Source organism: Streptomyces sp. NPDC001889 (genome assembly GCF_053594535.1).
This window is the reverse complement of record NZ_JBSFER010000026.1, coordinates 57,641-80,986: the sequence shown is the minus strand read 5'-3', so window position 1 is coordinate 80,986 and position 23,346 is coordinate 57,641. Positions and strand designations below refer to the sequence as shown.

Here is a 23,346-nt window from a genome sequence, read left to right as displayed (position 1 = left end):
GCGCGGACGAGGGCGGCCGTGCTGCTGGCCGCGGGGGCGCTGCTCGTCTCGGCGGGGTGCGGCGGACCGGGCGCGGGTCCGGCGGACGGTCGGGCCGCGCCGCGCACGGTGGTGCCGGTCGCCGGGTGCGGCGGGGGTGCCTGGACCGACCCGGCCGATCTCTCGGCGGACCGGGCCCCCGCGCGCTGCGAGCGGGGCGCGCCCGCGCCGCGGCCGCTCGCGAAGAAGCGCCGGCTCACCCTGGTGAGCTCCACTCTGAGCGCCGAGTACGCCGCACCCCTCGTGGTGGCGGCCCGCAAGGGCGAGTTCGCCCGGGAGAACCTCGATGTCACCCTGCGGGTGCTGCCGACACCGGACGCGCTGCCGCTGCTGGCCAGGGGCGAGATCGACGCCCAGTGGGCCGCGCCCGAGGCCGCCGTGGTGAACGGGGTGGCCGCCGGGTTCGACATCAAGTGGGTCGCCGGGAACTTCTCACCCGGGCGGGGGTCGAAGAGCGGTCTGTGGGTGCGGCTCAGGGACGGCGAGAGCGCGGCGCGCGTCCCGATGGCGGGCCGCACCCTGGGGACGATGATCGGCAAGGGTTCCGTCATCGCCTACCCCCTGGCCCGGGCGCTGCGGCGGCACGGCGGCGGCCTCGACCGGATCGGGTTCCAGCAGCTCGGCTCCGCCGATGTCCTCACCGCGCTGCGCAACGGCGCGGTGGACTCCGCCTGGCTGCTCGACCCCGTGTGGCGGATGGTGGACGGAGATCCGTCGTACGCCTTCCTCGGCGGCCAGCCCGCCGGTGAGCCGCTGGGCGGGCTGCTCCTCGGCCCCGGGCTGCTGCGGGCCGACCCGGACGCGGGCGTGGCCCTGGTGCGGGCGTACATCCGCACCGTGAACACCTGGTTCGCGGGCGACTACAAGCGCGACGCGGCGTTCGCGGGCGAGCTGGCGGGGCTGCTGAAGACGGAGCGGCCGGTGCTGACGTCCACTCCCTCGCTGCGGATGGACTGGGAGATCCGCGCCGGTACGACCGACCGCGTCCAGGGGGCGTACCGGGACGCGGGGGTCGTGGACGGCGAGCCGGTGCCGGAGGAGCGGGCCGTGGACCGCTCGCTCTACGAGGAGGCCGTGGGGCACCGTCGCTGAGGGAGTGCCAGGGCGCCGCCGGACCGTGTCAGCCGATGCCCCGCGCGTGCTGGAACCGGGCCAGGGCCTCCGGCAGGCCGACCAGTGGCGCGGGGTAGTCGTACCGGGCGCGCTCCTCGTCCGGGAGCCGCCAGGGCTCGTGGACGGCGGACCCGGCGAGCCCCGCCAGCTCCGGGACCCAGCGGCGGACGTAGTCGCCGTCGGGGTCGAAGCGCCGGCCCTGGCGGACCGGGTTGAGGACCCGGTTGGGGCGGGTGTCGGTGCCGGTGCCCGCCGCCCACTGCCAGTTGAGCTGGTTGTTGGCGATGTCGCCGTCCACCAGGTGCGCCAGGAAGTGGCGGGCGCCGACGCGCCAGTCGGCGTACAGCGTCTTGGTAAGGAAGGAGGCGGCGAGCAGCCGGCCCCGGTTGTGCATCCACCCCTCGTGGAGGAGTTGGCGCATCGCGGCGTCGACGACCGGATAGCCGGTGCGGCCCTCCTGCCAGGCGGTGATCTCGTCGGCGGCGGCGCTCCCGGAGCGCCAGTCGTCGTGGCGGGTGCGGTAGTCCTCGGCGGCGGCGGCCGGGCGGGCGGCCAGTACCTGGTGGTGGAAGTCGCGCCAGGCGAGCTGCCGGACGAACGCCTCGGCGCCGGGGCCGCCCCGGGCACGGGCCCGGTGGACGAGTTCGACCGGGGAGAGGGTGCCGAAGTGGAGATGGGGCGAGAGCCGGGAGGTGGCGTCGCCGGGGAGGTCGTCGTGCCGGTCCTCGTAGGCGTCGAGGCCGCTCCGGGTCCAGGCGAGCAGCCGCCGCCTGCCCTCGCGCTCGCCGCCCGCGGCGAGCCCCGGCGCCACCCCGGCGAGGCCGCGGCGCCCGGGGAGCGGATCGGACGCGAGGTCCTCGGGGACGCTCACCCGGCGGGGGGCGCCGTGCGGGGTCCGCAGCCGTTCCTGGGACCAGCGCCGGAAGTACGGGGTGAAGACGGCGAAGTGGTCGGAGCCGGCGGGCACCACCGCTCCGGGCGGAACGGCGGTGATCACGGAGTCGTGGACATGGAGCCGGCAGCCGAGGCGCTCGGTCTCCCTCCGGAGCGCCTCCTCCCGGCGGCCGGCGTAGCGGGAGACCCCGGCCGCGAGATGGAGATCGCCGGCGCCGGTCTCCGCGATGACCTTCGCGGTCTCCTCGGCGGTCCGTCCCGAGCGGACGACCAGCCGCCCGCCGCGCTCGCGCAGCGCGCCGTCCAGATCGCCGAGGCAGTCGGCGAGGAAGGCGCGGCGGTTGGGCGCGTCGAAGCCGGCGCCGTGGATGCCGCTGTCGAGGACGAAGAGCGGCACCACGGCGTCGGAGGTGTCGAGGGCGGCCCGCAGCGGCGGATGGTCGCGCAGCCGCAGATCCGAGGTGAACAGGACGACGGAGACCGTCATGGCGCCACTCCTGGGGAGGGTTCGGGGGGTGGGGTGTGTCGGCAGGGGGTTCCCTGCGGGAGGCGGGGGCGGATGCACCGGTGGGCGGTGAACGGGGCGGCCCGGTGCATGTTGGGCCCGGTGCCCGGGGGGCGGTGCCGGGGGACGGTGACCGGAGCGGCCCCAGTGCCGGGGTGCGCTGACCGGAGCGGCCCGGTGCCGGGGGGCGGTGACCCGGGCAGCCGGGTGCCGGGGTGCGGCGACCGAGGAGGCCCCGGTGCCGGGCCCGCCGTCGCGGGGGCGGATATGCGCGCCGGTGTGGCGGGGCGGCGCGGGTGGGGGCGGTGAAGGCCGTTGGTACGGTCGGGACCGGACTGAGCGACCAGGGAAAGGGCCGGTGGAGCACCATGGCGGTGGACGCGCTCGACACCCGCATTCTGCGGCTGATGATCGAGCAGCCGCGCACCAGCGTGCGGGAGTACGCCCGGCTGCTGGGCGTCGCGCGCGGCACGCTCCAGGCGCGGATCGACCGGCTGGAGCGGGAGGGTGTGATCACCGCGACGGGCCCCTGGCTCTCCCCCGCCGCGCTCGGCCACCCGGTGCTGGCCTTTGTGCACATCGAGGTCACCCAGGGACATCTGGAGGAGGTCGGGGAGGCACTCGCGGCGGTGCCGGAGATCATCGAGGCGTTCTCGATCACGGGCGGCGGCGACCTCCTGACCCGGGTCGTCGCCCGGGACAACGGGCATCTGGAGGACGTCATCCAGCAGCTGATCCGGCTGCCGGGGGTCGTGCGCACCCGGACGGAGATGGCGTTGCGGGAGCGGGTCCCGCACCGGCTGCTGCCGCTGGTGGAGTCCCTGGGGCGGGCGGCGGGCGGCGCGCCGAGATGAGTACGGGTGAGCCCGGCACCGGATGTCACCGGGCCGGGGGCGGCTTGGCATGCTGGAGCACATGAGCAACCTCCGTACCACCTCAGTCATCTTCGATCTCGACGGCACGCTGGTGGACAGCGAACCGAACTACTACGAAGCGGGACGCCGGCTGCTCGCCGACTACGGGGTGACCGACTTCGGCTGGGAGCGCCACACCGACTTCATCGGCATCAGCACCCGCGAGACCCTGACGGCGCTGCGCGCGGAGCACGGCATCGACGCGCCGGTCGCGGAACTGCTCGCCGGTAAGAACCGGCACTATCTGGAACTGGTCCGGGCGGGCACCGAGGTGTATCCGCAGATGCGGGCGTTCGTGGAACTGCTGCACACCGAAGGGGTGCCGATGGCCGTGGCCTCCGGCTCGTCCCGGGCGGCGATCGAGGCGGTCCTCGCGGTCACGGGCCTGGACGCCTTCATCACCACGACCGTCTCCGCCGAGGAGGTCCCCCGGGGCAAGCCCGAGCCGGATGTCTTCCTGGAGGCGGCCCGCCGGCTGGGCGCCGAGCCCGCCCGGTGCGTGGTGCTGGAGGACGCCCCGCCCGGCGCCGCCGCGGCGCGGGCGGCGGGGATGCGCTGCATCGCCATCCCCTATGTCCCGGCGACCGTCGCGGACCCGGCGTTCCGCTCGGCCGAGCTGCTCTTCCCCGGGGGCCAGGACGAGTTCACCGCTCGGGCGGCGCACGACTGGCTGTCGGCCGCGTCCTGAACCGCGGTCCTGAACCGCGGTCCTGAACCGCGGTCCTGAGCCGCGCACCCCCGCACCACGGCCGCCGCACCACCCCGCCGCACCACCGCGAGACCAGCTATACCACTAAGCTGATTAGCGGTACCGTGAACCACGGCACCACGCCGGCCGGTGGCTCTCCTGGACCATGCGCACCGCGCACAGCCGCCAAGGAAGCAGGAGGGCCACCGTCCGCGCCCACCCGGAGCGGGACGACGGTCAGAGCGGGCCGCACCCCAGCAGCAGCGGCAGGACCGGCGCGGTGAACGACGCGGCGACGATCCCCAGCCTGGCCGCCCGGGACGGCCCCGCCTGCGGGTCGAGAATGCGGTGCAGCCGTACGAGGGCGTCCGGGCCGCCCGCGCCGAGTCCGGCACGCGGCGCGCGGCCGGCCGCCACCTCGCACAGGGCCGTGGCCAGGGCGTCCCGCGAGTGGCTCCGCAGGGCGCGGTCGTCGGCGGCCATCTCCAGCAGCAGCGCGGTCTGCCCGCGCACCCGCCGGGCCAGCGGCAGCCCCGGGAAGGCGGCGGCGAACGCCCCGGCCGCCAGCAGCGGGAGATGGTGACGGCCCCGCAGATGCGCCCGCTCGTGCGCCAGGACCGCCCGCACCTGCTCCCCCGTCAGTACGTCGAGGGCACCCCGGGTCACCACGACGCGGCGGTCCCGGCCGGGCAGGCAGTACACCGCCGGAACGGCGTGTTCCACGACCGTGGCGCCGTACCCGGGGGCCTCGGTGCCGATCATCAGGAGCAGATCGGCGTGGCGGCGCCGCTCCCGGCGGGCCCGCCAGGCCGTGCCGGCCAGCAGCCCGAGCGGCAGCAGCACCACCCCGGCGGGCACCAGCAGCAGACTCGCGCCCGCCGGTGACAGCGAGCCCCCGGCCGCCGCGCCCACCGCCTCCCCGCAGGCGCTCAGCAGCCCGGTGAGCCACTGGTGGGCGGAGCGCCCGGCGAGCAGCAGATGGCAGACGGCGAGGGCGGTGGCCACGACGAAACTCAGGGCCAGCGCCTGCCAGGCGAGCACGGCGGCGGCCGGGGCGCGGTGGGTCCACCCGGCCCGCACCAGGGCGTACGGCGCCACGGCGCCCGCCAGCAGCGCGTACCCGGCCGAGGCCAGGACGGTGCTCACTGATCGCTCCGGCGCTTGGCGGCCCGCAGCGCGGCGCGCAGCGCCTGGATCTCGTCGGCGGAGATCTGCTCCACGAAGCTCAGCAGCACCCCGGCCGGGTCGGGGTTGTCCTCCAGCGCGTCCTGCATCCGGGCGGCGGTGTACTGCTGGCGGGTGCAGGTGGCCGTGTAGAGCCAGGCCCGGCCTTCCTTCTCCCGGCTGAGCAGGCCCTTGGTGAAGAGGATGTCGGCGACCGTCTTCACGGTGCTGTAGGCGATCGGGCGCTTCCTGTTGAGGTCGTCGCGGACCTCACGGGCGGTGGCGGAACGGCCCCACGCCCAGAGCCGGTCCATGATCTCCGCCTCCAGCTCACCCAGCTGTCGCACGCCCGCTCATCTCTGTCGCCCCCGGTGTCCCCGGTCACCCATCGTAGCCGCCGGTACCGTCCCGTATGCGCGGTGCGAGTGCCATGCCGCTTAGCGGAACCGGGAGGGGGTGGGGAGCGATCGCGGCCCGGCACCTGGGTTAGGGTCGGGCACGGAGGTGGGAGTCATGGACGCGCGCCGGAGCATGCGGGCGGCAGGTGCCTGGGGGCATCTGCTGCTGGTGGCCGTGCTCGCGCTGGGTGTCTTCGCGATGCACACCACCGGACACCCCGACAGCGGCTCCGGAATGACTCACTCCGCAGCCGCCCCGGCACCGGAACCGGCCCCGGCTTCCGAAGCCGCCGGCCCCGCCGGCGTCACGCATCCGGCTGACACCGCCACCGGAAGCGGAACCGGAACCGCAAACACCACGGCGGCCACCACCGGAACCGGCACGACCGACGGCGGCGGCACCGCCCATGACCAGGGCATGGCAATGGACATGTCCACGCTCTGTGTGGCGGTGCTCGCCGGCTGGGTCCTCGCGGTGCTGCTGCGCGCGGCGCTCAGCCGCCGGACGGAGTGGCTGCCGGCGCTCCGCGCCCTGGTCATCGCGTCCCTGCGGCCCCATCCCCCACCGTCCGGACCCGACCTCGCGCGACTGTCGATTCTGCGGATCTAGGCCGAACGCCACCGCGGGCGCACCACGCTGCCCGCGCCCCGAGCGTCTCCGCCACCGATCCGACAGAACAGAACAGCACGAGGTGTCATCCATGACCATCAGGTCCTCCCTCAGCACTGCCCCGCGCGGCCCGCGCGCCCGCCGCCGTACCGCCCTGGTCGCCGCCGTCGCCGCGGCCGGACTGCTGCTCACCGCCTGCGGCGGCGACAGCGGCGACAGCGGCGACAGCGGTTCCATGGACGGCATGGACCACGGCGGCTCCCGGCCGAGCACCGGTTCGGCCAGTGCCCCGGCCGGCGGGAAGAACCCCGCGCCGGGCGCCTTCAACGACGCGGACGTGATGTTCGCGCAGATGATGATCCCGCACCACGAGCAGGCCCTGGAGATGTCCGCGCTGGCGGACGGCCGCGCGCGGGACGCGGAGATCAAGAAGCTCTCCGCGCGGATCGCCGGTGCCCAGAAGCCCGAGATCGAGAAGATGAGGTCCTGGCTCGCCGCCTGGGGCAAGCCCGAATCCGCCGGCGGCGGCATGGACCACGGCTCGGAATCGGGCTCGGAATCGGAATCGGGCTCCGACGCGGAATCCGGCTCCGGTATGTCCGGAATGATGACCGCGCAGGACATGGCGGGGCTGAAGGCCTCCCAGGGCAAGGACTTCGACCGGAAGTTCGCCCAGCTGATGATCGACCACCACCGGGGCGCGGTGGAGATGGCCGAGGACGAGCGGAAGAACGGCCGGAACGCCACCGCCAGGAAACTCGCGGACGAGGTGGTCGCCGGCCAGTCCACCGAGATCGACGAGCTGACCGCGATCCTCGGAAGGCTCTGAGCCCCCACCCTCCCGGGCCGGCCGCCACACGGCGGCCGGCCCCCCTCCGCACCACCGGACCACGGGTCCGCCCGGACCCCTCTCACCTGATCAGGACCCCATGAAGATGCGTCGTACCGCGCTGACCGCCTCCGCCGCCGCGCTGGTGCTCACCCTCGCCGCCTGCACCGACTCCGGCTCGTCCGGAGCGAAGGACACCGAGGGCGGGGCCCCCGCCATCAGCCATATCCACGGAGTGGGCATCGGCCCGTCCGACGGCAAGCTCTATGTGGCCACCCATGAAGGCATCCACACCCCGGACGCGAAGGGAGACCCCCGGCTCGTCGGCGACCGCGAGGACGACTTCATGGGCTTCACCATCACCGGGGACGGCAGGTTCCTCGCCAGTGGCCACCCGGCGCCCGGCCGGGACGCCCCCGCCAACCTCGGCCTCATCGAGAGCCGCGACTCCGGGGTCTCCTGGAAGGACAGGTCACTCGTCGGCGAGGTCGACTTCCACTCCCTCGAATACGCCCACGACACGATCTACGGCTACGACAGCACCAACGGTGTGCTGCGGGTGAGCGAGGACGGCACCCGCTGGGAGAAGCGGAGCGAGCTGACCGCGCTCGATCTCGCGGTGAGCCCCGACGACCCCGGGACGGTGCTGGCCACCACCGAGTCCGGGCTCACCCGGAGCACCGACGGAGGCAGGACCTTCGGCCCGGGCGCGAAGCCCGCCCTGGCGTTCGTCTCCTGGCCCGTGAAGGACGCCCTCTACGGCATCGACCCGTCCGGCGGGCTCAGCCGCAGCGCCGACGGCGGAAAGAGCTGGAAGCGGGCCGGGACCGTGCCCGGGGGTGCCCCGCAGGCACTGACCGCGCTCGACGCGCGGCGGCTGATCGCGGCCACCCAGGACGGGGTGTACGAGTCGGAGGACGGCGGCGCCACCTTCGACAAGCGGCTCGACGTCACCTCCGGCGGCGGGCACTGACGGCGGCGCCCCGCCGTGCGCCGGGGGAGCGGGCGCCGCGTCCCGGCGCCCGCTCCCCCGGTCCTCACCGCCGGCGCTCCCCGGCGGGGGGTCCGCCGAAGTCGCCGGCGTGGTCGCGGGCCCATCGGCCGTAGTCACGGGCCGTGCCGCCGGTGACATCGGCGGCGGTGACCCAGGGGACGGAGGGCTCGGCGTACTCCCCCTCGGGGTGCCCGTCCCCGGACCCGGACCCCTGCTCGGACCCGTGCCCGGACCCGGACCCGTGCTCGGACTCGCGCCGGGCCGCCCCCTCCGACCCCTCCGATACCGCCGATACCGCCGACCCCTCCGGCTGCCCGGGCTCCTCCGCGGCGCCGGTGGCGGCGCCCGAGTAGTCCTCCCAGCCGAAGAGGAAGTCCGCGTTGTCGGCCGCCCACCCGCCCTGGCGCCGGTAGAAGTCGCGGGCCTCCTCCGCCGTGACCTCGTCCAGCCGGATCGGCTCGCCGATGGCCTCGGCGATGGCGGCGACCTGCTCCCGGTGGCTCAGGGTCCCGGGTCCGGCCAGGCTGTACGCCCGGCCCGTGTGGCCGTCCCCGGTGAGCGCGGCGGCGGCGACATCCGCGATGTCCTCCTCGTGGACGGGGGTGCCCGACTCGTCGGGATACACATCGACCACCCGGCGCTCCGCCCTGATCGAGGGCCCCCACAGCTGGAGCGAGTTCAGTGCGAACTCCCCCGGCCTGACATGGGTCCACTCCAGACCCGAGCGCTCCACCGCGCGCTCCACCGGGTAGTGGTACTCGGTGTCGTACCCGGCGGTGACGGCCGCCGACGACAGGACGACGATCCGGCGCACCCCGGCCTCCACCGCCAGACCCACCACCTCGTCGACGGCCTCGCCGACCGGGAAGAGCAGCATCGCCGTCACCCCCTTCAGCGCCGGCGGAAGGCTCTCGGGGCGGGCGAGATCGCCCTCGGCCACCGGCAGACGCGCCGGGAGGCGGGCCGTGGCGGGCCGCCGGGTCAGCGCACGGACATCCCGTCCCTCCGCCAGGAGCCGCCGAATCACCCACCGGCCGATATTGCCCGTCGCTCCGGATACCAGAATGGTCATACCGCTGTCGTCCTCCACGCTCGCGACCAGGGGCGCCCGGGCCCGCGCGGGCGTCCGCGCCCGCGCCCGCCGATCGGGTCGACCGGGTCGATCGGGCGGCCCAGCAGCCTATCCCGAGCCCCAACAGCCTTTTGTGTGCGCCCCATTGACGGTTGGTCTGGACCAACCTACCGTTTGGCCGTCGCACCACGTACGTCTCCAGGCCCCCACGTCCAGGAGGTGAGCGTGCCCCCCAGCCCCGTCCCCACGGCTCCGGTCCCGGCCGCGCTCACGGCCGTACCCCCTGGTCCCACCGGCCTGCCCTGCCCCTCACGGCACGAATGGCACAAAGGGAGCTCCGTATGATCCGTCGGACACTGCGCCTGCTGGGCGCCGCCGGACTGGCGATGGCCTTTCTGGCACCCCTGCCCGCCGCCGCGGCCCCGCCGCCCACCGCACCACCGCCGCTCGCCGAGACCTGTGCGGTCAAGTCGAAGCCGGCGGGCAAGGTCCTCCAGGGGTACTGGGAGAACTGGGACGGCGCGGCCAACGGCGTCCACCCGCCCTTCGGCTGGGTCCCGATCACCGACTCCCGTATCCGCGCCCACGGCTACAACGTGCTCAACGCGGCCTTCCCCGTGATCCGCTCGGACGGCACCGTCCTGTGGGAGGACGGGATGGACACCCGGGTGAAGGTCCCGACCCCGGCCGAGATGTGCCAGGCCAAGGCGGACGGTCAGACCATCCTGATGTCCATCGGCGGCGCGGCGGCCGGGATCGACCTCAGCTCCAGCGCGGTGGCCGACCGGTTCATCGCGACGATCGTGCCCATCCTGAAGAAGTTCAACTTCGACGGCATCGACATCGACATCGAGACCGGGCTGGTCGGCAGCGGCAACATCAACCAGCTGTCGGCATCGCAGTCCAACCTCATCCGCATCATCGACGGGGTGCTCGCCCAGATGCCGCCGAACTTCGGTCTGACGATGGCGCCCGAGACGGCCTATGTCACCGGCGGCAGCGTGGTGTACGGCTCGATCTGGGGCTCGTATCTGCCCATCATCAAGAAGTACGCGGACAACGGCCGGCTGTGGTGGCTGAACATGCAGTACTACAACGGCAGCATGTACGGCTGCTCCGGTGACTCCTACTCCGCCGGAACCGTCGCCGGTTTCCGGGCCCAGACCGACTGCCTCAACCGGGGTCTGGTCATCCAGGGCACCACGATCCGCGTGCCCTACGACAAGCAGGCCCCCGGTCTCCCGGCCCAGCCGGGCGCGGGCGGCGGCCATATGTCACCGAGTCTGGTGGCCCAGGCGTGGAACGGCTACGGCGGCCAGCTCAAGGGTCTGATGACCTGGTCGCTCAACTGGGACGGCTCCCGCAACTGGACCTTCGGCGACAATGTGAAGGCGCTCCAGGGCCGCTGACCGCCCGCGCGCCGGGCGGGCCGACGGGCCCGCCCGGCGCTTCAGGGGGTGACGACGGGGAACGCCGGATCGGGCTCGGTCACATGGGAGAAGAGCCGCGCGAGCAGCGCCGGGTCGCCCTCGGTCCGCACCCCTTCGAGCCCCTTGCCCCCCAGGATGCCCAGCAACTGCGGCCGGGTGAGGGTGAGAGTCAGCCCCGCCCCGGTGCGCGGGGTGTGGTAGAGCGGATAGGCCCGGTGGGTGAGGGCCCCGTTGTGGAGGGTGATGCGGTGCCGGCGGCGCTCGTCGGTGAGCACGGCGTCGATGGTCAGGTCCTCGTCCCAGGCTCCCGGCCCGTCGATCCGGATGGCGACCGAGTCGAGCAGCATCGCGGTGGTGAGGGCGCCCGCCATCTCGGGGTTGGCGCTGTCGAGGACGGCCCGGTTCTCGCCGTGGCGCAGCTCCATGGCGGCCGTCAGGAAGAAGTTGCGCCAGGTGCCGTTCTCCGATCCGTGGCCGAGACGGTCGTAGACATGGGCGAGGGTCTCCTTCGCCTCGGTGTGGGAGGGGTCGGCGAAGACGATGTGGTTGAGGAGGGTGGCGGCGAAGCGCAGATCGCCGTCGGCGTCGTAGACCCGCGCCTTGGCGAGGGCCTGTTCGGTGCCGCCCGCGATCTCGACGTACCGCCGGGCCTGCTCGGCGGGCGGGTGCTCCCACAGATGGGCCGCGTTGCCGTCGAACCACCCCATGTAGCGCTGGTAGACCGCCTTGACGTTGTGGCTCAGCGAGCCGTAGTAGCCGCGTGCGTGCCAGACCTCCTCCAGGGCGGGCGGCAGCCGGATCGCCTCGGCGATCTCGTTGCCGGTGAGTCCGTCGTTGAGCAGCCGCAGGGTCTGGTCGTGCAGATAGGCGTACAGATCGCGCTGCTGCCCCAGGAAGCGGATCACCTTCTCGCGGCCCCGGGTGGGCCAGTGGTGGGAGGCGAACGCGACATCGTATCCGTCGCTGAAGAAGTCGATCGCCTCGTCGAGGTAGCGGGCCCAGACCCGGGCGTCGCGGACCTGCGCGCCGCGCGGGGTCAGGATGTTGTGCATGGTGCGGGTGGCGTTCTCGGCGAGGCAGAGGGCGCGGTGGTCGGGAAAGAGGAAGTTCATCTCGGCGGGTGCCTCGGTGCCCGGGGTGAGCTGGAAGACCATCCGTACCCCGTCCACCGTCTCCTCCTGCCCGGTGCGGGCGATGTCCTTGGTGGGCGGGACGAGGGTGAGGGTGCCGGTGGAGGTGGTCATGCCCAGACCGGCGCCGATCTGGCCCTCGGGGCCCTTGGGGAGCCGGTCGCCGTACATGAAGACGGCCCGGCGGGTCATGGCGTTGCCGGCGTAGACGTTCTCGCTGACGGCGTGGTGGAGAAAGCCCTCGGGGGCGAGGACCGGCACCCCGTCCTCCGCGTCCCGGGACAGCACCCCGCGCGCGCCGCCGAAGTGGTCGGCGTGGGAGTGGGTGTAGATCAGTCCGGTGACGGGCCGGTCGCCCCGGTGCTCGCGGTAGAGGGCGAGGGCCGCCGCCGCGGTCTCGGCGGAGATCAGCGGGTCGATGACGATGACGCCGTGGTCGCCCTCGACCAGGGTCATGTTGGAGAGGTCGAGACCGCGCACCTGGTAGATGCCGTTGGTGACCTCGTACAGCCCCTGGCGGGCGCAGAGCTGGGCCTGCCGCCAGAGGCTGGGGTGGGCGGTGGCGGGGCAGTCGGCGTCCAGGAAGGCGTAGGCGCCGTGGTCCCAGACGACCCGGCCCTCCGCGTTCCTGATCACGCCCGGGGCGAGCGCGCCGATGAATCCGTGGTCGGCGTCGGCGAAGTCCGCGGTGTCCTCGAAGGAGGGCAGGGGGCTCATGGGTCGCTCCGTTCGGGCGGGGGCGGGGCCGGCGGCGGCGCGCTTCTCCCCTCTCGGTACGGGTCTCATCTCAGCACCGGTCGGGGCTCCCCGCATGTCGTCGCCCCTTCCGGTCCGTGCCCCGGGCGCCGGGGGCGCGGGCCGGAAGGGGCGGGCGGTCACACCGGTGGTGCGCAGCAGCCGTCGCGGTGCATCAGCCGGGCAGCCTCGGGCCAGTCGGTCGCGGTGGCGCCGGGGTCCGTCCGGCGGGGCGGCGCGGTCACCGAGGCGACCAGGCCGGCGGTCTCGTACGGCACCCCGCCCCGGAGCACGGAGACCGTCCGCACCAGCGTGCCGAAGTCCGTGAACGGGTCGCCGTCCACCACCGTGAGATCGGCGATCCGCCCCTCCCGGACCGTGCCGAGGTGCTCTTCGAGGCCGAAGAGGCGGGCGGGGAGCACGGTCGCGGTGCGCAGGGCGGCGGCCGGGGAGAGCCCGGCGCGGTGGAGGGCGCGCAGCCCGAGGTGGAGGGCGAGGCCGACGGGGGTGAGGGGCGCGTCCGTGCCGAGGGCGACCAGCCCGCCGGCGGCGAGCACCCGCCGATAGACATCGGTCTCCGTGCTCAGGGTGGCCAGCTGCGCGGCGGTCGGCCGGGTGGCCGCCGTCCGCCGCACCGTGTCGACGTCCCAGGGCGGCATCACGGCCGTCACCCGGGGGTCGTCGGCCAGCGCCGGGTCCTCGCCCAGCAGGGGTACGGCGGTGAACATGGTGGCGATCAGTGCGAAGCCGGTGCCGGCGCGGTAGATCTCGGTCACGTCGTCGTGGGCGTGGCCCGCGGCGGTCACCGCCCGTCCGGCCTCGCCCCGCTGGGTGGCCTGGAGGTGGGTGGTCAGATCCTGGCCGAGCTGGATGCCCGGGGAGAGCAGATGGCTGCCGGCCCGTACCCCGAGGCGTTCATGGGCGAAGCGGGCGGCCTCCTCCATCACCCAGGCCGGTGCCCGGACGTAGGTCTTGACCGAGTCCCAGTCGAGCGCCGCGCCGCGCTCCAGGCTCCGCCGCAGGCCGTCGCGGGTGCGGTGGGCGCGGCCCATGCTGTAGGCGACACGGGCGCCGTCGAGGAGTTCGCCGCTGGTGAGCAGCCGGGGTCCGGCGAGCTGTCCGGCGGCGACGGCCTCGCGGACGCGGAGCTGTTCATGGGCGAATCCGCCCAGGGAGACGGAGGTGGTGATGCCGTAGGTCAGCTCGCCGACGGACTGACGGGCGCCGTAGGTGCTCTGCCAGGGGTGGGTGTGGGTGTCCCAGAGCCCGGGGACGACGGTGTGCCGGGAGGCGTCGATCCGCTTCAGGGTGCCGGGGCGGCGGGCGCGGTGCGGCTCGACGGCGCTGACGCGCCCGCCGCGCACCACGATGTCGACGCCGTCCCGGGCGGTCTCGCCGGTGCCGTCCCAGAGCTGCCCGGCGTGGATCACGGTGTCGGCGGGGGTGGGGGTCCGCCGGTCCAGGGGTACGCGGACGGTGCGGGCCGTGCCGGTGCCGTCGGCGGCGACGAGCCGGAGCCGGGCGCCGGAGAGATACAGCAGGGTGCGGGAGTCGCCGGACCAGGAGGGGTGGTCGGCGGGTTCGGTGGTGAGGGTGCGCAGCGGGCCGCGCGGGGTGCCGTCGGGGGCGACGGGCAGCAGGGCGAGCGCGGATTCGGTGATCACCGCCAGCCACCGGCCGTCGGGGGACCAGACGGGCCCGGAGCCGTAGCGGTCGGAGAGCGACGCGTGGGGGGCGATGGCGTGCAGCCGGGAGGCGCCGCTGCCGGCGTCGACGATCCGGATGAGGTTGTACCCCTCCCGGAAGCGCAGATTGAGCCGGTTGCGGTCGCAGAGCGCGATCCACCGGCCGTCGGGCGACCAGCTCGGCCGGCCGGGCAGTCCGCCCCCGCCGAGCGGCGCGGCGAGCACCCGTTCCGTGCCGGCCCCCGGGTCGCGGACGATCAGCCGGCCCGTCATGTCCAGACAGGCGAGCCGCCGGCCGTCGGGCGAGAGCGCGGGGTGGACCCGGCCGCCCGTGGCGAGCGGGCGCTCCCGCCCGGTGGCGAGATCGCGCCGGTACACCCCGAGGAGCCCGTCGCGGTCGTCGGCGTACACCAGGGAGCGCCCGTCGGGGGTCCAGACGGGCCCGAGGAGATAGCGGGTGGCCGGTGCCCGGCGCACCCGGCGGGCCGGCCGGCCGCCGGTGGTGTCGGCCAGCCAGAGGCTGTTGAGCGCGGCGAACGCGATCCGCCGCCCGTCGGGCGAGAGCGCGGGCAGATGGATGCCCCGCACCGGCCGCGCCCGGCCGTCGGGCTCCCCGAGGTCGTACTCCTTGGTCCGGTAGCGGGGCCGCTCGACGGGGAGCACGCCCTCGAAGGGAATCCGCCGCAGGGCCCCGGGCCGGTCGGGGTGTACGCGGGTGAAGTGGCCGTCGACGGTGAGGAGCAGCTCCCCCGGGCCGGTCCAGCGCGGGGGCACCGCCGCGATGTCCCCGGCGACGGGGACCGTCCTGCCGTCGACCACCAGGGTGCAGGAGGCCCGCGGGGCGGCGGTGGTCCGCAGATGGGCCAGCCGGCGGCCGTCGGGCGCGAGGGCCGGGGCCAGGATCTGGCCGCCCTCGGGCGCGGTGTGCTCGGCGGTGACGGGTCCGCCCGTCCCGGCCGCGGGGACGGCGGCGACGGTCCGGGCGTCCAGGGTGGTCCCGGTGGCGGTGGTGACCGCACTGGCCCGGACGAAGAGGACGCGGGTGCCGTCCGGGGACCAGGTGGGGTCGTAGTCCTCCCAGGGACCGTCCTGGAGGGGCCCGCTCTGTCCGGGGAGTCCGGTGAGACGGGTCAGCCGCCCGGTGCTCAGCTCCAGCACATGGATGCGGTAGGGGCTGCCCGCCACCGGGTCGCCGCCCCGTTCGGAGGCGAAGGCGATCCGGGTGCCGTCGGGTGACCACGCGGGCCCCCGGTCGTCCCAGGGCCCCTCGGTGCGCCGGCGCCGGTCCGATCCGTCGGGGCGCATGGTCCACAGGTGGAAGCCGCCGTCCCGGTAGGCGCAGAAGGCGACGAGGGTGCCGTCCGGGGAGTGCGCGGGCCGGTTGGGTTCGAGGTCGGGCGGGGTGAGAGGGGTGGCCCGGCCGCCGGTGCGCGGCAGCGTCCACAGGACGCCCTGGATCTCGGCGATCAGCGGGCCGCCGGTGGGTGAGAGCGTCGCCGCCCCGTTGGTGGACTCGGTGAGAAGCAGCCGGAGGGCGCCGCCGCGGCGGGCGGCCCCGGCGGCGGGAGAGGTGGCGCCGACGGCCGTGGCGGCGCCGGTGAGGCCGGCTGCGGCGAGCAGCCGGCGGCGGGAGAGGGAGAAGACGGTGGTGCTGCGGTCACTGTCCATGACCGCACGCTTCCGTATCCCCCGGCCCGTGGACAACACCGCCGGACGCGCCACGCCGCGGCGGTTTCGGCCGGGCGGGCGGCGGACGGGGAGGACATGCCGGTGCGGGGCCGGTCACCGGGTGACCGGCCCCGCACCGGAGGGGTCAGCGTGCCCGGCGGACCCGGGCGGCCTTGCGGGCCTCGGCGGTCTGGCGGGACTCGGCGCCGCGGCGGGACTCGCCACCGGAGCGGCCGGAGCCGGACCCCGGGGCGGGACGGCCCCTGCGGGTGCCACGGCCGAGGAACGGCGCGTTGGTGCGCTGCTTGGCCGGGCGCTCGGGAGCCGCCGGGGCGGTGACGACGACGGGGACGCCGGAGGGGGCCTGGGCGCCGGTGATACGGCTCAGCTCGGCCTCGCCGGAGCGGACCCGGGTGGTCTCCGGGGTGATCCCGGCGTCCGCCATGAGACGGGTCATCTCGCGGCGCTGCTCGGGCAGCACCAGGGTGACGACCCGGCCGGACTCACCGGCGCGGGCGGTACGGCCGCCCCGGTGCAGATAGTCCTTGTAGTCGCTGGGCGGGTCGACGTTGACGACCAGGTCCAGGTCGTCGATGTGGATGCCGCGCGCGGCGACATTGGTGGCGATCAGCGCGGTGACCTGCCCGGTCTTGAACTGGGACAGGGTGCGGGTGCGCTGCGGCTGGGACTTGCCGCCGTGCAGCGCCGCCGCGCGGACCCCGCTCTTCAGCAGGTGCTTGGTGAGCTTGTCCACGGCGTGCTTGGTGTCCAGGAACATGATCACCCGGCCGTCGCGGGCGGCGATCTCCGTGGTGGTGTCGTACTTGTCCGCGCCCTGGACGTGCAGAACGTGGTGCTCCATCGTGGTGACCGCACCGGCCGAGGGGTCGACCGAGTGGACCACCGGGTCGCTGAGGTAGCGGCGGACCAGCAGGTCGACATTGCGGTCCAGGGTGGCGGAGAAGAGCATCCGCTGACCGTCGGGGCGGACCTGGTCGAGCAGCTCGGTGACCTGGGGCATGAAGCCCATGTCCGCCATCTGGTCGGCCTCGTCCAGGACGGTGATGGACACCCGGTCCAGACGGCAGTCCTTGCGCTCGACGAGGTCCTTGAGCCGGCCGGGGGTCGCGACGACGACCTCGGCACCGGCCCGCAGCGCGCCGGCCTGCCGGCCGATGGACATTCCGCCCACGACGGTGGTCAGACGGACCTCCAGCGCGCGGGCGTAGGGGGTGAGGGCGTCGGTGACCTGCTGGGCCAGCTCCCGGGTGGGGACGAGGACCAGGGCAAGCGGCTGACGGGGTTCCGCGCGCCGGCCGGCGGTGCGGACCAGCATCGCCAGACCGAAGGCGAGGGTCTTGCCCGATCCGGTGCGTCCCCGGCCGAGGACATCGCGTCCGGCGAGGGAGTTGGGCAGCGTGGCCGCCTGGATCGGGAACGGCTCGGTGACGCCGAGACCACTGAGCGTGGTCAGGAGCTGGGACGGCATGTCCAGCTCGGCGAAGGCGGTGACCGCGGGCAGGGCGGGTGTGGTGCTCTCCGGCAGGGCGAAATCCCCCTGCGGCGCGGGCCGGCCGGAGCCGCCGGAACGGCCGCCCTGTCCACCCTTGGGACGGAATCGGGAGCCGCGGCCGGAAGAGCCCCCGGCGGGCGATCCGCCCTTGCGGGGGTTGGGGAAACGGCTATTGGTGCGAGCTGGGCGGTTCAATGGGGAACCTTTCCTCGACAGGGCACGCATCGAGGAATTCCCGGCAGGAAATAAGCCGAATGAATTGCAAGCACGAGCCGGTAGTAAAAAGTCTGGCGTAAAACGTCAACGAGCTGGGGCCCGACCATACGGTGCGGACCCCAGCTGCGTTGAGTGCTTCAGTGTCAGGCGGGAACGATGTTCTCGGCCTGGGGGCCCTTCTGGCCCTGGGTGACGTCGAAGTTCACCTTCTGGCCTTCCTGAAGCTCACGGAAGCCCTGGGTGGCGATGTTCGAGTAGTGGGCGAAGACGTCGGGGCCGCCACCCTCCTGCTCGATGAAGCCGAAGCCCTTTTCCGCGTTGAACCACTTCACGGTGCCAGTAGCCATGTCTAAAACTCCTTCGGGGCATGATCCGGGGGCCACACTGTGCGAACCCCGGTGTCGCCGCGATGATTGCCCCGTCCGGAAACTGCGCCGAAAACAAAAAGTGCCTTTGATGACTCAGAGTCATCAGCGGCACTTGAAGCGTTTGGGAACCACAACTGCAACTTCCAACAACACTAGCACGGCATCGGCCCGGGGCACGACGACCCCCGAATCTTTCTTCCGTGTCGCCATCCGTATTCCTCCGGTACGGCGAATATTCCCGTACGGGACACCGCGCGGGACATCGCACGGGAGACTGCGCGGGGCGGCACGGGGACCGCACGGGACACCGTCCGGGACCGCCACCCGGGACCGCCGTCCGGGGGAAGGCGCCCGCACCGGCGCATCACCGCGTGCTCGGGCCGGCCGCCCCGGTGGCCGCGTCCCGGCCGGCGCGCGGCGGGGGACGCGGCCACCGGGACCCGTGTACGCGGCACGCTGACGGCGGCCGGTATCCAGCCCGCCGCCTGCGCGAACACCGCACCAGTATTGGTCCAGACCTTTACGCGGGGAGCGGGAACTTATAGCGTGTCGGCAGATGCGAACGTATGCCGCCGTTTCATCAACCCCCCACAAGGAGTTCCGCGTTGACAGGACATCTGTCGGCGTCCACCGCGCCGCACATCAGGGCACCCCACCGCCCGATCAGGCACTCAATGTCATGCACACCTCACGCTCGGCTCACCTTCGACGGCCGTTCCGGGAAACATGACAGACCTGCCGATGCCGACGGGGACACCGCGCCGCCAACCGAGGCGCTCGAAGCGCCCTCGCACCGTTGAGGCCACGGCCGCCCGGCTGACCGCCGGCCGTTCGACCCGCTCGACCCGCTCGATCCGCCCGATCCGTCCGCACGACCTTCGCCGTCATCCGGTGACAGCCGATGGCATCTGATGGCGGAAACCGCGAGTGGCGGCGACCGCCACCGCTCGCGCGGAACGGCTCCAAGGCGGCCTCGGCCCGACCAGGCTCCCACTTCACGCATCTCTGACCACACCGTTGACGCCGTGTCGCGTCGCCATGCGTCCGTACTGGCGGGATCAGTACGGACCCCGGCCGGTGCGCTGCGCGCACACGGTCCGGTCAGGCGCGGCAGGGCACGGTTCAGCCACCCCCACACGAGCTGGAACCACGTCATCAGGAAGGACGCATTCATGTCGCGTCATCTGGCCAAACGAGGCAGCGGCACGCTCCAGGACGCTGCCGAGCGACCCGTTCCTCCACTGGACCGGCCCGGCAGGCGCCGGAGGACCGCACCGGCCCTCAGCACCGCCCTGAGCCGGTACCGCCCCCACAGCACCACGATTCTCCGGGTGTCCGTCGGGCTCGTCTTCATCTGGTTCGGCCTGATGAAGTTCATCCCGGAGGCCAGCCCGGCCCAGGATGTCGCCACCAGGACCATGGACGTCCTGTCCTTCGGTCTCGTCCCGGCCGAGGCCACCCGGCCCCTGCTGGCCCTCTTCGAGACCGCGATCGGCGTCGGCCTGGTCACCGGAGTGCTGCTGCGGGTGGCGCTGGCGGCCTTCTTCGTCCATATGGCCGGAGTCTTCTCCGCGCTGCTGATCCTGCCCGGGGAGATGTGGAACGGGCCCATGGCCACCCCCACGCTGGAGGGGCAGTACGTGATCAAGAACGTGGTTCTGATCGCCGCCCTGCTCGCGGTGGCCGCCGACGAGAGGCGCACCTGACCGGACGCGCCGGACACACCCGCAGGGGCCACCCGATCGCACGGCGTCGGGTGGCCCCTGCGGTTCCGGCGCGGGTCGCCGCGGCCCGAGCGGTCTCACTCCCCCGCCGACACCAGGTGCGCGCCGATGCCGTCGACATCATGGCCGGTGTTGGCGAGGACCACGGCCCCGCGCCCGGTGCGCCGGTCGAAGCCGATGAACGAGCGGGAGCCGCCGGTGCCGCCGTTGTGCCAGGTCACCTCCTGGCCGTCCCGGGTCAGGGTGAGCCACCCGAGACCGATGCGGTTCGGGCCGTCCGCCTCGAACCGGGGCCGGGCCGCGTCCGCTCCCGGGGCGGTGGTGCCGATCACCGCGAGCAGCAGCCGGGCGAGGTCCCCGGCCGTGGACCAGACACCGGAGCCCGAGGGGGCGTACCCCTCCGAGATCCAGGGCTGGACCGGCCGGCCGTCGCGGTCGTGCGGCAGCGCGCGCGGGTCCGGCAGCCGCTCCTCCTCCGTGGCGACAACCCGGGTCCGGTCCATTCCGAGCGGTGCGAGCAGCTCCCGCTCCAGCAGCTCCCCGTAGCCGTGGCCCGGGTGCGCCGCGGCGGCCAGGGCGTGGCCGAGCAGGGACATGCCGAGGTTGGAGTAGTCGAAGCCGCCGGCCGGTGCCGGGCCGGTGACGGCGGCGGCGCGCTGGAGGAAGGAGTCCCGGTCGATGCCTCGGTAGGGGTCACGGCCGCGGTGCACCCGGTAGGCGTCCCGCAGCGAGACCGGCAGCGACCGGTGGTGCAGCCGGGGCAGCCCGGACCGGTGGGAGGCCAGCTCGACGAGGGTGGCGCGGCCCGCCGGGCGGCCGGTGAAGCGGCTGGGCAGCAGCTCCGCGACCGTGGTGTCCGGTGCGACCGTGCCCCGTTCGGCGAGGCCGGCGAGGAGCATCCCGGTGAGGACCTTCGTGGCGGAGCCGATCTCGAACGCGGTGTGCTCGGTGGCCGGCTCCCGCGCGTCGCCGTGCTCCGTGCCGAGCGCGGCGAAACGGGCCGTGCCCCCGGAGACCACCGCCACGGAGAGGGTGTGGAAGTTGCCCGGGGCGCCCGCGGCCCGCTTCAGGCGCGCGATCAGCCCGGGGTCCCCAGTGCTCAGCCTCGGTGCCCACAGGGTGCGGTCGGGGGTGGTGTCGGTCATGCGGGTGCGGTCCTCGCCCGGCGGGCGCGGCGGGACAGGGCGTGTGTGCTCCTGTGCAGCCATCCGCCGATCGCAGCGTACTCACGGTCGGTGAAGAGAATCAGATCGGTGGCGATCATGAACAGGGAGAAGAAGGGGATGCCCATGAGGACACCGATCCCGACATGCATCAGGGCGACGAGAACGAAGGCCGTGTGGCGGGTGAGCGGGCGCAGCAGCAGGAGCGGGAAGAACGCCTGGAGGAACACCGTCGTACAGGTGACGGCGTGGACGATGAACGCGTGCTCGTAGAGCAGCCGTGCCAGCTCCGGGAAGATCGAGTACTCGGCGACCCGGAGCACGTGGTAGAGGGCGGTGCCCTCCTGCCGGCGCATCCCCTGCACCTTGAAGAGCCCCGCGACGACACACAGCAGACAGAGCTGGATGACGACGGCCGCGGCGGCGCAGTTGTGGAAGGCCGTGCCGGCGCGGTGGCGGGTGCTCCGGCGGGAGGGCGCGGGCCGGCCCGCGCGGGCCCGGCGCCGCGCGTCCAGGGCCGCGCGCCACCCCGCCCCGGCAGGGCACCGCGTCGAATCTCGGGTACTCGTGGTCGCCTATGCGGATCTGTATCTCCGTGATGTTCCGGCCCCACTGCTGTCCGGCCCTCAGGGCCGCCAGTTCGACGAGCCGGCGGTGGGCCCTGTCGTACTGCCGGCGGGCGGGGGCGGAGACGGCCGCGAGAATGCGCGCGTCGACTTCCTCGACATCCGTTTCCCCGGGGTTCTTCTCCACGTATTCCCGCATGATCAGGTATTCGACGTCCTGATACATGTAGAGCGCTCCCGACTCGACCCGGGGCAGCCGGTCCCGCAGCAGATCGTGGTGTCCACGGATCAGCCCGGGGCTGGTGAGGTCCAGGAATTCGGTCGGTTCCGCCCCGGGGGCCGTTTTCGCCCGTACCAGGAACCCGGCGTCCCGTTCCACGGGATCGGGGGCGAACAACTGCCAGTTCTGGTCGAAGAACGGTTTGATGTATCCGTCGGCGTATCGGCCCGCCGATGTCCTGAACGGTCCGTCCGGCATCAGGAAGACGACCGTGGCCGCCATGTGCACGACGAGGGCCGCCGCTGCGGGAGACAACAGCCCATCCGTGGTCATGGTTCGCACCCGCCGAACCCCGCCCCGGAGAGGCGGGATTCGGGCGGTCAATGGTCGTCGTGAATTCAACTTTATGAACTCGAAGCGCGGTCGCCGTCACCCCCGCCGCACCGGCGCGGGCCCCGCCCTCCGGCTACCAGGTCACCCTGAGCCGCTTCGGACTGCGCGACGTCGTCCCCAGCCGCCACGCGACGCCCCCCATGGGTTCGTCGAGCCGGAGCCCTGGAAAGCGCGCGGCCAGCCGGTGCAGACCGAGGCGGAGTTCCAGCCGGGCGAGCCATGCGCCGAGGCAGTAGTGCGGCCCGGCGCCGAAGGCGAGGCCGGGGCCCTCCAGCGGGGCGAAGAGGTCATCGAAGGGACGGGCGGGGAAGATGTCGGGGTCGCGGTTGGCCAGGGCGCAGTCGGCGAGGACGACCGAGCCCGCCGGGATGAGCACGCCACCGATCTCCACGTCCTCCGCGGTGTGACGGGCGCTCCCCTGGTCGTCGCCGAGGGGGATCAGATGGATCAGACGGTCGGCCATCGCCTCGGCCGCGTCCCCGTCGGCGCCCAGCCGGTGCCAGCACTCGGGGCGCTCACCGAGCAGATACAGCAGGGAGTTGCCGAGCATGGTCATGGTGCTGTCGTGGCCGCCCACCACCAGGCCGCAGACCAGATGCACCAGTTGGACCTCGGGGATACCGCCCTCGGTGTCGGCGGCCCGCACCAGGGAGCTGACCAGGTCGTCCCCGGGGGCGCGGCGGCGGCGGGCGATGAGTTCGGCCCCGAAAGCGGCGAACTCCGCGAGCGCGGAGGCCACATCCGCCTCGTCGTGGGTGCCGTCGGAGAACGCGTGCTCGGACCAGTGGCGCAGCCGGGGGCGCACCGAGTCGTCGAGCCCCATCAGCCGGCTGATCACCATCACCGGCAGCGGGAGGGTGTACTCGGCCACCACGTCCACCGGCGGCTCGCTGCGGGCCAGTCCGTCCAGGCACTGCTCCACGATCGCGGCGATCCAGGGCTGCCAGCGGGCGACGGCCCTCGGGGTGAACGCCCGGCGCAGGGTGCGGCGCAGCCGCAGATGGTCGTCGCCGTCCTGATTGAACATCAGCTCGGGGTTGTTCACGAGGTCGGGCACGGCGGAGAGGGACGGCGCGTCGGGGTCGTAGAGCCGGGAGCGTCTGAAGCGGCTGTCGGAGAGGACCTGCCGGACCTCGGGGTGGCGGCTCACCAGCCAGGCCGGGGAGCCGTCGGGCAGTTCGGTGAGACGGGGCGGTCCCGGCAGTCCGGAGACCAGCCGGTGGAGCGGCGGTGTGGGCCGGTGGGGGCAGCCGAGGGGGTGCTCGGTGGCGGACACGGTTCCTCCTGGCGGGGCGGGACGAGAGGGGAGCGCCCG

At 73.7% G+C, this 23,346-nt stretch carries 19 protein-coding genes and 1 pseudogene; 8 read left to right on the top strand and 12 right to left on the bottom strand.

Translation table 11 applies throughout. From position 1 onward, the window contains the following. Nucleotides 1-18: 18 nt before the first annotated feature. On the top strand, nt 19-1,131 hold the full coding sequence (locus tag ACWCRA_RS28175; RefSeq protein ID WP_351556037.1) for an ABC transporter substrate-binding protein: 1,113 nt from the start codon (nt 19-21) through the stop codon (nt 1,129-1,131). Between the two features lie 28 nt (nt 1,132-1,159). Here ACWCRA_RS28175 and ACWCRA_RS28170 read toward each other — a convergent pair whose 3' ends face one another. Then, the gene (locus ACWCRA_RS28170; RefSeq protein ID WP_451068912.1) at nt 1,160-2,533 is read right to left on the bottom strand and encodes a cryptochrome/photolyase family protein; all 1,374 of its coding nucleotides are present in this window, start codon (nt 2,531-2,533) and stop codon (nt 1,160-1,162) included. Nucleotides 2,534-2,919: 386 nt separating this feature from the next. Between ACWCRA_RS28170 and ACWCRA_RS28165 the strand changes: the two genes are divergently transcribed. Both ACWCRA_RS28165 and ACWCRA_RS28160 read left to right on the top strand, forming a co-directional pair. Beyond that, a complete protein-coding gene (locus ACWCRA_RS28165) occupies nt 2,920-3,405 on the top strand; it encodes an Lrp/AsnC family transcriptional regulator (RefSeq protein ID WP_351556057.1) in 486 nt (161 codons plus the stop codon). A 61-nt stretch (nt 3,406-3,466) separates the two neighbouring features. Then, nucleotides 3,467-4,153 (top strand): HAD family hydrolase, encoded by a 687-nt coding sequence (locus tag ACWCRA_RS28160; RefSeq protein WP_351556031.1) that lies wholly within the window; start codon nt 3,467-3,469, stop codon nt 4,151-4,153. A 237-nt stretch (nt 4,154-4,390) separates the two neighbouring features. On the opposite strand, the gene ACWCRA_RS28155 is transcribed toward ACWCRA_RS28160, so the two are convergent. Together ACWCRA_RS28155 and ACWCRA_RS28150 are read right to left on the bottom strand one after the other, a co-directional pair. Beyond that, nucleotides 4,391-5,299, bottom strand: a complete 909-nt coding sequence (locus ACWCRA_RS28155) for a M56 family metallopeptidase (RefSeq protein ID WP_451068911.1) — start codon at nt 5,297-5,299, stop codon at nt 4,391-4,393. Next, complete coding sequence (locus tag ACWCRA_RS28150) at nt 5,296-5,664, bottom strand: BlaI/MecI/CopY family transcriptional regulator (RefSeq protein ID WP_351556026.1); 369 nt, start codon at nt 5,662-5,664, stop codon at nt 5,296-5,298. Before ACWCRA_RS28150 ends, ACWCRA_RS28155 begins: the two co-directional genes overlap by 4 nt. A gap of 166 nt (nt 5,665-5,830) precedes the next feature. Between ACWCRA_RS28150 and ACWCRA_RS28145 the strand changes: the two genes are divergently transcribed. The 3 genes from ACWCRA_RS28145 (at nt 5,831) to ACWCRA_RS28135 (ending at nt 8,127) form a co-directional block, all read left to right on the top strand. Next, a complete protein-coding gene (locus ACWCRA_RS28145; protein WP_451068910.1) occupies nt 5,831-6,325 on the top strand; it encodes a hypothetical protein in 495 nt (164 codons plus the stop codon). 91 nt (nt 6,326-6,416) lie between these two features. Further along, nucleotides 6,417-7,154 carry a DUF305 domain-containing protein gene (locus ACWCRA_RS28140; RefSeq protein WP_451068909.1) on the top strand — a complete coding sequence of 246 codons (738 nt, stop codon included), beginning with the start codon at nt 6,417-6,419 and terminating at the stop codon, nt 7,152-7,154. A 100-nt stretch (nt 7,155-7,254) separates the two neighbouring features. Further along, a complete protein-coding gene (locus ACWCRA_RS28135) occupies nt 7,255-8,127 on the top strand; it encodes a F510_1955 family glycosylhydrolase (RefSeq protein WP_451068908.1) in 873 nt (290 codons plus the stop codon). A 64-nt stretch (nt 8,128-8,191) separates the two neighbouring features. On the opposite strand, the gene ACWCRA_RS28130 is transcribed toward ACWCRA_RS28135, so the two are convergent. Then, complete coding sequence (locus ACWCRA_RS28130; RefSeq protein WP_451068907.1) at nt 8,192-9,220, bottom strand: SDR family oxidoreductase; 1,029 nt, start codon at nt 9,218-9,220, stop codon at nt 8,192-8,194. A gap of 341 nt (nt 9,221-9,561) precedes the next feature. On the opposite strand from ACWCRA_RS28130, the gene ACWCRA_RS28125 reads away from it, so the two are divergent. Next, complete coding sequence (locus tag ACWCRA_RS28125; RefSeq protein WP_351556011.1) at nt 9,562-10,629, top strand: chitinase; 1,068 nt, start codon at nt 9,562-9,564, stop codon at nt 10,627-10,629. A 41-nt stretch (nt 10,630-10,670) separates the two neighbouring features. Here ACWCRA_RS28125 and ACWCRA_RS28120 read toward each other — a convergent pair whose 3' ends face one another. From ACWCRA_RS28120 to ACWCRA_RS28105, 4 genes are all read right to left on the bottom strand, one after another. Further along, nucleotides 10,671-12,497 carry an alkyl/aryl-sulfatase gene (locus tag ACWCRA_RS28120; RefSeq protein ID WP_451068906.1) on the bottom strand — a complete coding sequence of 609 codons (1,827 nt, stop codon included), beginning with the start codon at nt 12,495-12,497 and terminating at the stop codon, nt 10,671-10,673. A gap of 158 nt (nt 12,498-12,655) precedes the next feature. Then, nucleotides 12,656-15,868: an amidohydrolase family protein gene (locus ACWCRA_RS28115; RefSeq protein ID WP_351556005.1), complete on the bottom strand. Its 3,213-nt coding sequence runs from the start codon at nt 15,866-15,868 to the stop codon at nt 12,656-12,658. Between the two features lie 145 nt (nt 15,869-16,013). Continuing rightward, the gene (locus tag ACWCRA_RS28110) at nt 16,014-17,606 is read right to left on the bottom strand and encodes a DEAD/DEAH box helicase (RefSeq protein WP_451068905.1); all 1,593 of its coding nucleotides are present in this window, start codon (nt 17,604-17,606) and stop codon (nt 16,014-16,016) included. A gap of 134 nt (nt 17,607-17,740) precedes the next feature. After that, nucleotides 17,741-17,944: a cold-shock protein gene (locus tag ACWCRA_RS28105; RefSeq protein WP_018536328.1), complete on the bottom strand. Its 204-nt coding sequence runs from the start codon at nt 17,942-17,944 to the stop codon at nt 17,741-17,743. A 1,193-nt stretch (nt 17,945-19,137) separates the two neighbouring features. Here ACWCRA_RS28105 and ACWCRA_RS28100 point away from each other — a divergent pair. Continuing rightward, a complete protein-coding gene (locus ACWCRA_RS28100; protein WP_451068904.1) occupies nt 19,138-19,671 on the top strand; it encodes a DoxX family protein in 534 nt (177 codons plus the stop codon). A gap of 95 nt (nt 19,672-19,766) precedes the next feature. On the opposite strand, the gene ACWCRA_RS28095 is transcribed toward ACWCRA_RS28100, so the two are convergent. The 4 genes and pseudogenes from ACWCRA_RS28095 to ACWCRA_RS28080 form a co-directional block, all read right to left on the bottom strand. Then, nucleotides 19,767-20,834, bottom strand: a complete 1,068-nt coding sequence (locus ACWCRA_RS28095) for a serine hydrolase domain-containing protein (protein WP_351555999.1) — start codon at nt 20,832-20,834, stop codon at nt 19,767-19,769. Beyond that, nucleotides 20,831-21,208 (bottom strand): hypothetical protein, encoded by a 378-nt coding sequence (locus ACWCRA_RS28090; RefSeq protein WP_451068950.1) that lies wholly within the window; start codon nt 21,206-21,208, stop codon nt 20,831-20,833. The genes ACWCRA_RS28095 and ACWCRA_RS28090 overlap by 4 nt, the downstream gene beginning before the upstream one ends. Before the next feature lie 253 nt (nt 21,209-21,461). Beyond that, nucleotides 21,462-21,896: pseudogene (locus tag ACWCRA_RS28085) on the bottom strand (DUF5819 family protein); the annotation flags it as partial. A 208-nt stretch (nt 21,897-22,104) separates the two neighbouring features. Next, nucleotides 22,105-23,307: a cytochrome P450 gene (locus ACWCRA_RS28080; RefSeq protein WP_351555994.1), complete on the bottom strand. Its 1,203-nt coding sequence runs from the start codon at nt 23,305-23,307 to the stop codon at nt 22,105-22,107. Nucleotides 23,308-23,346 lie beyond the last annotated feature (39 nt).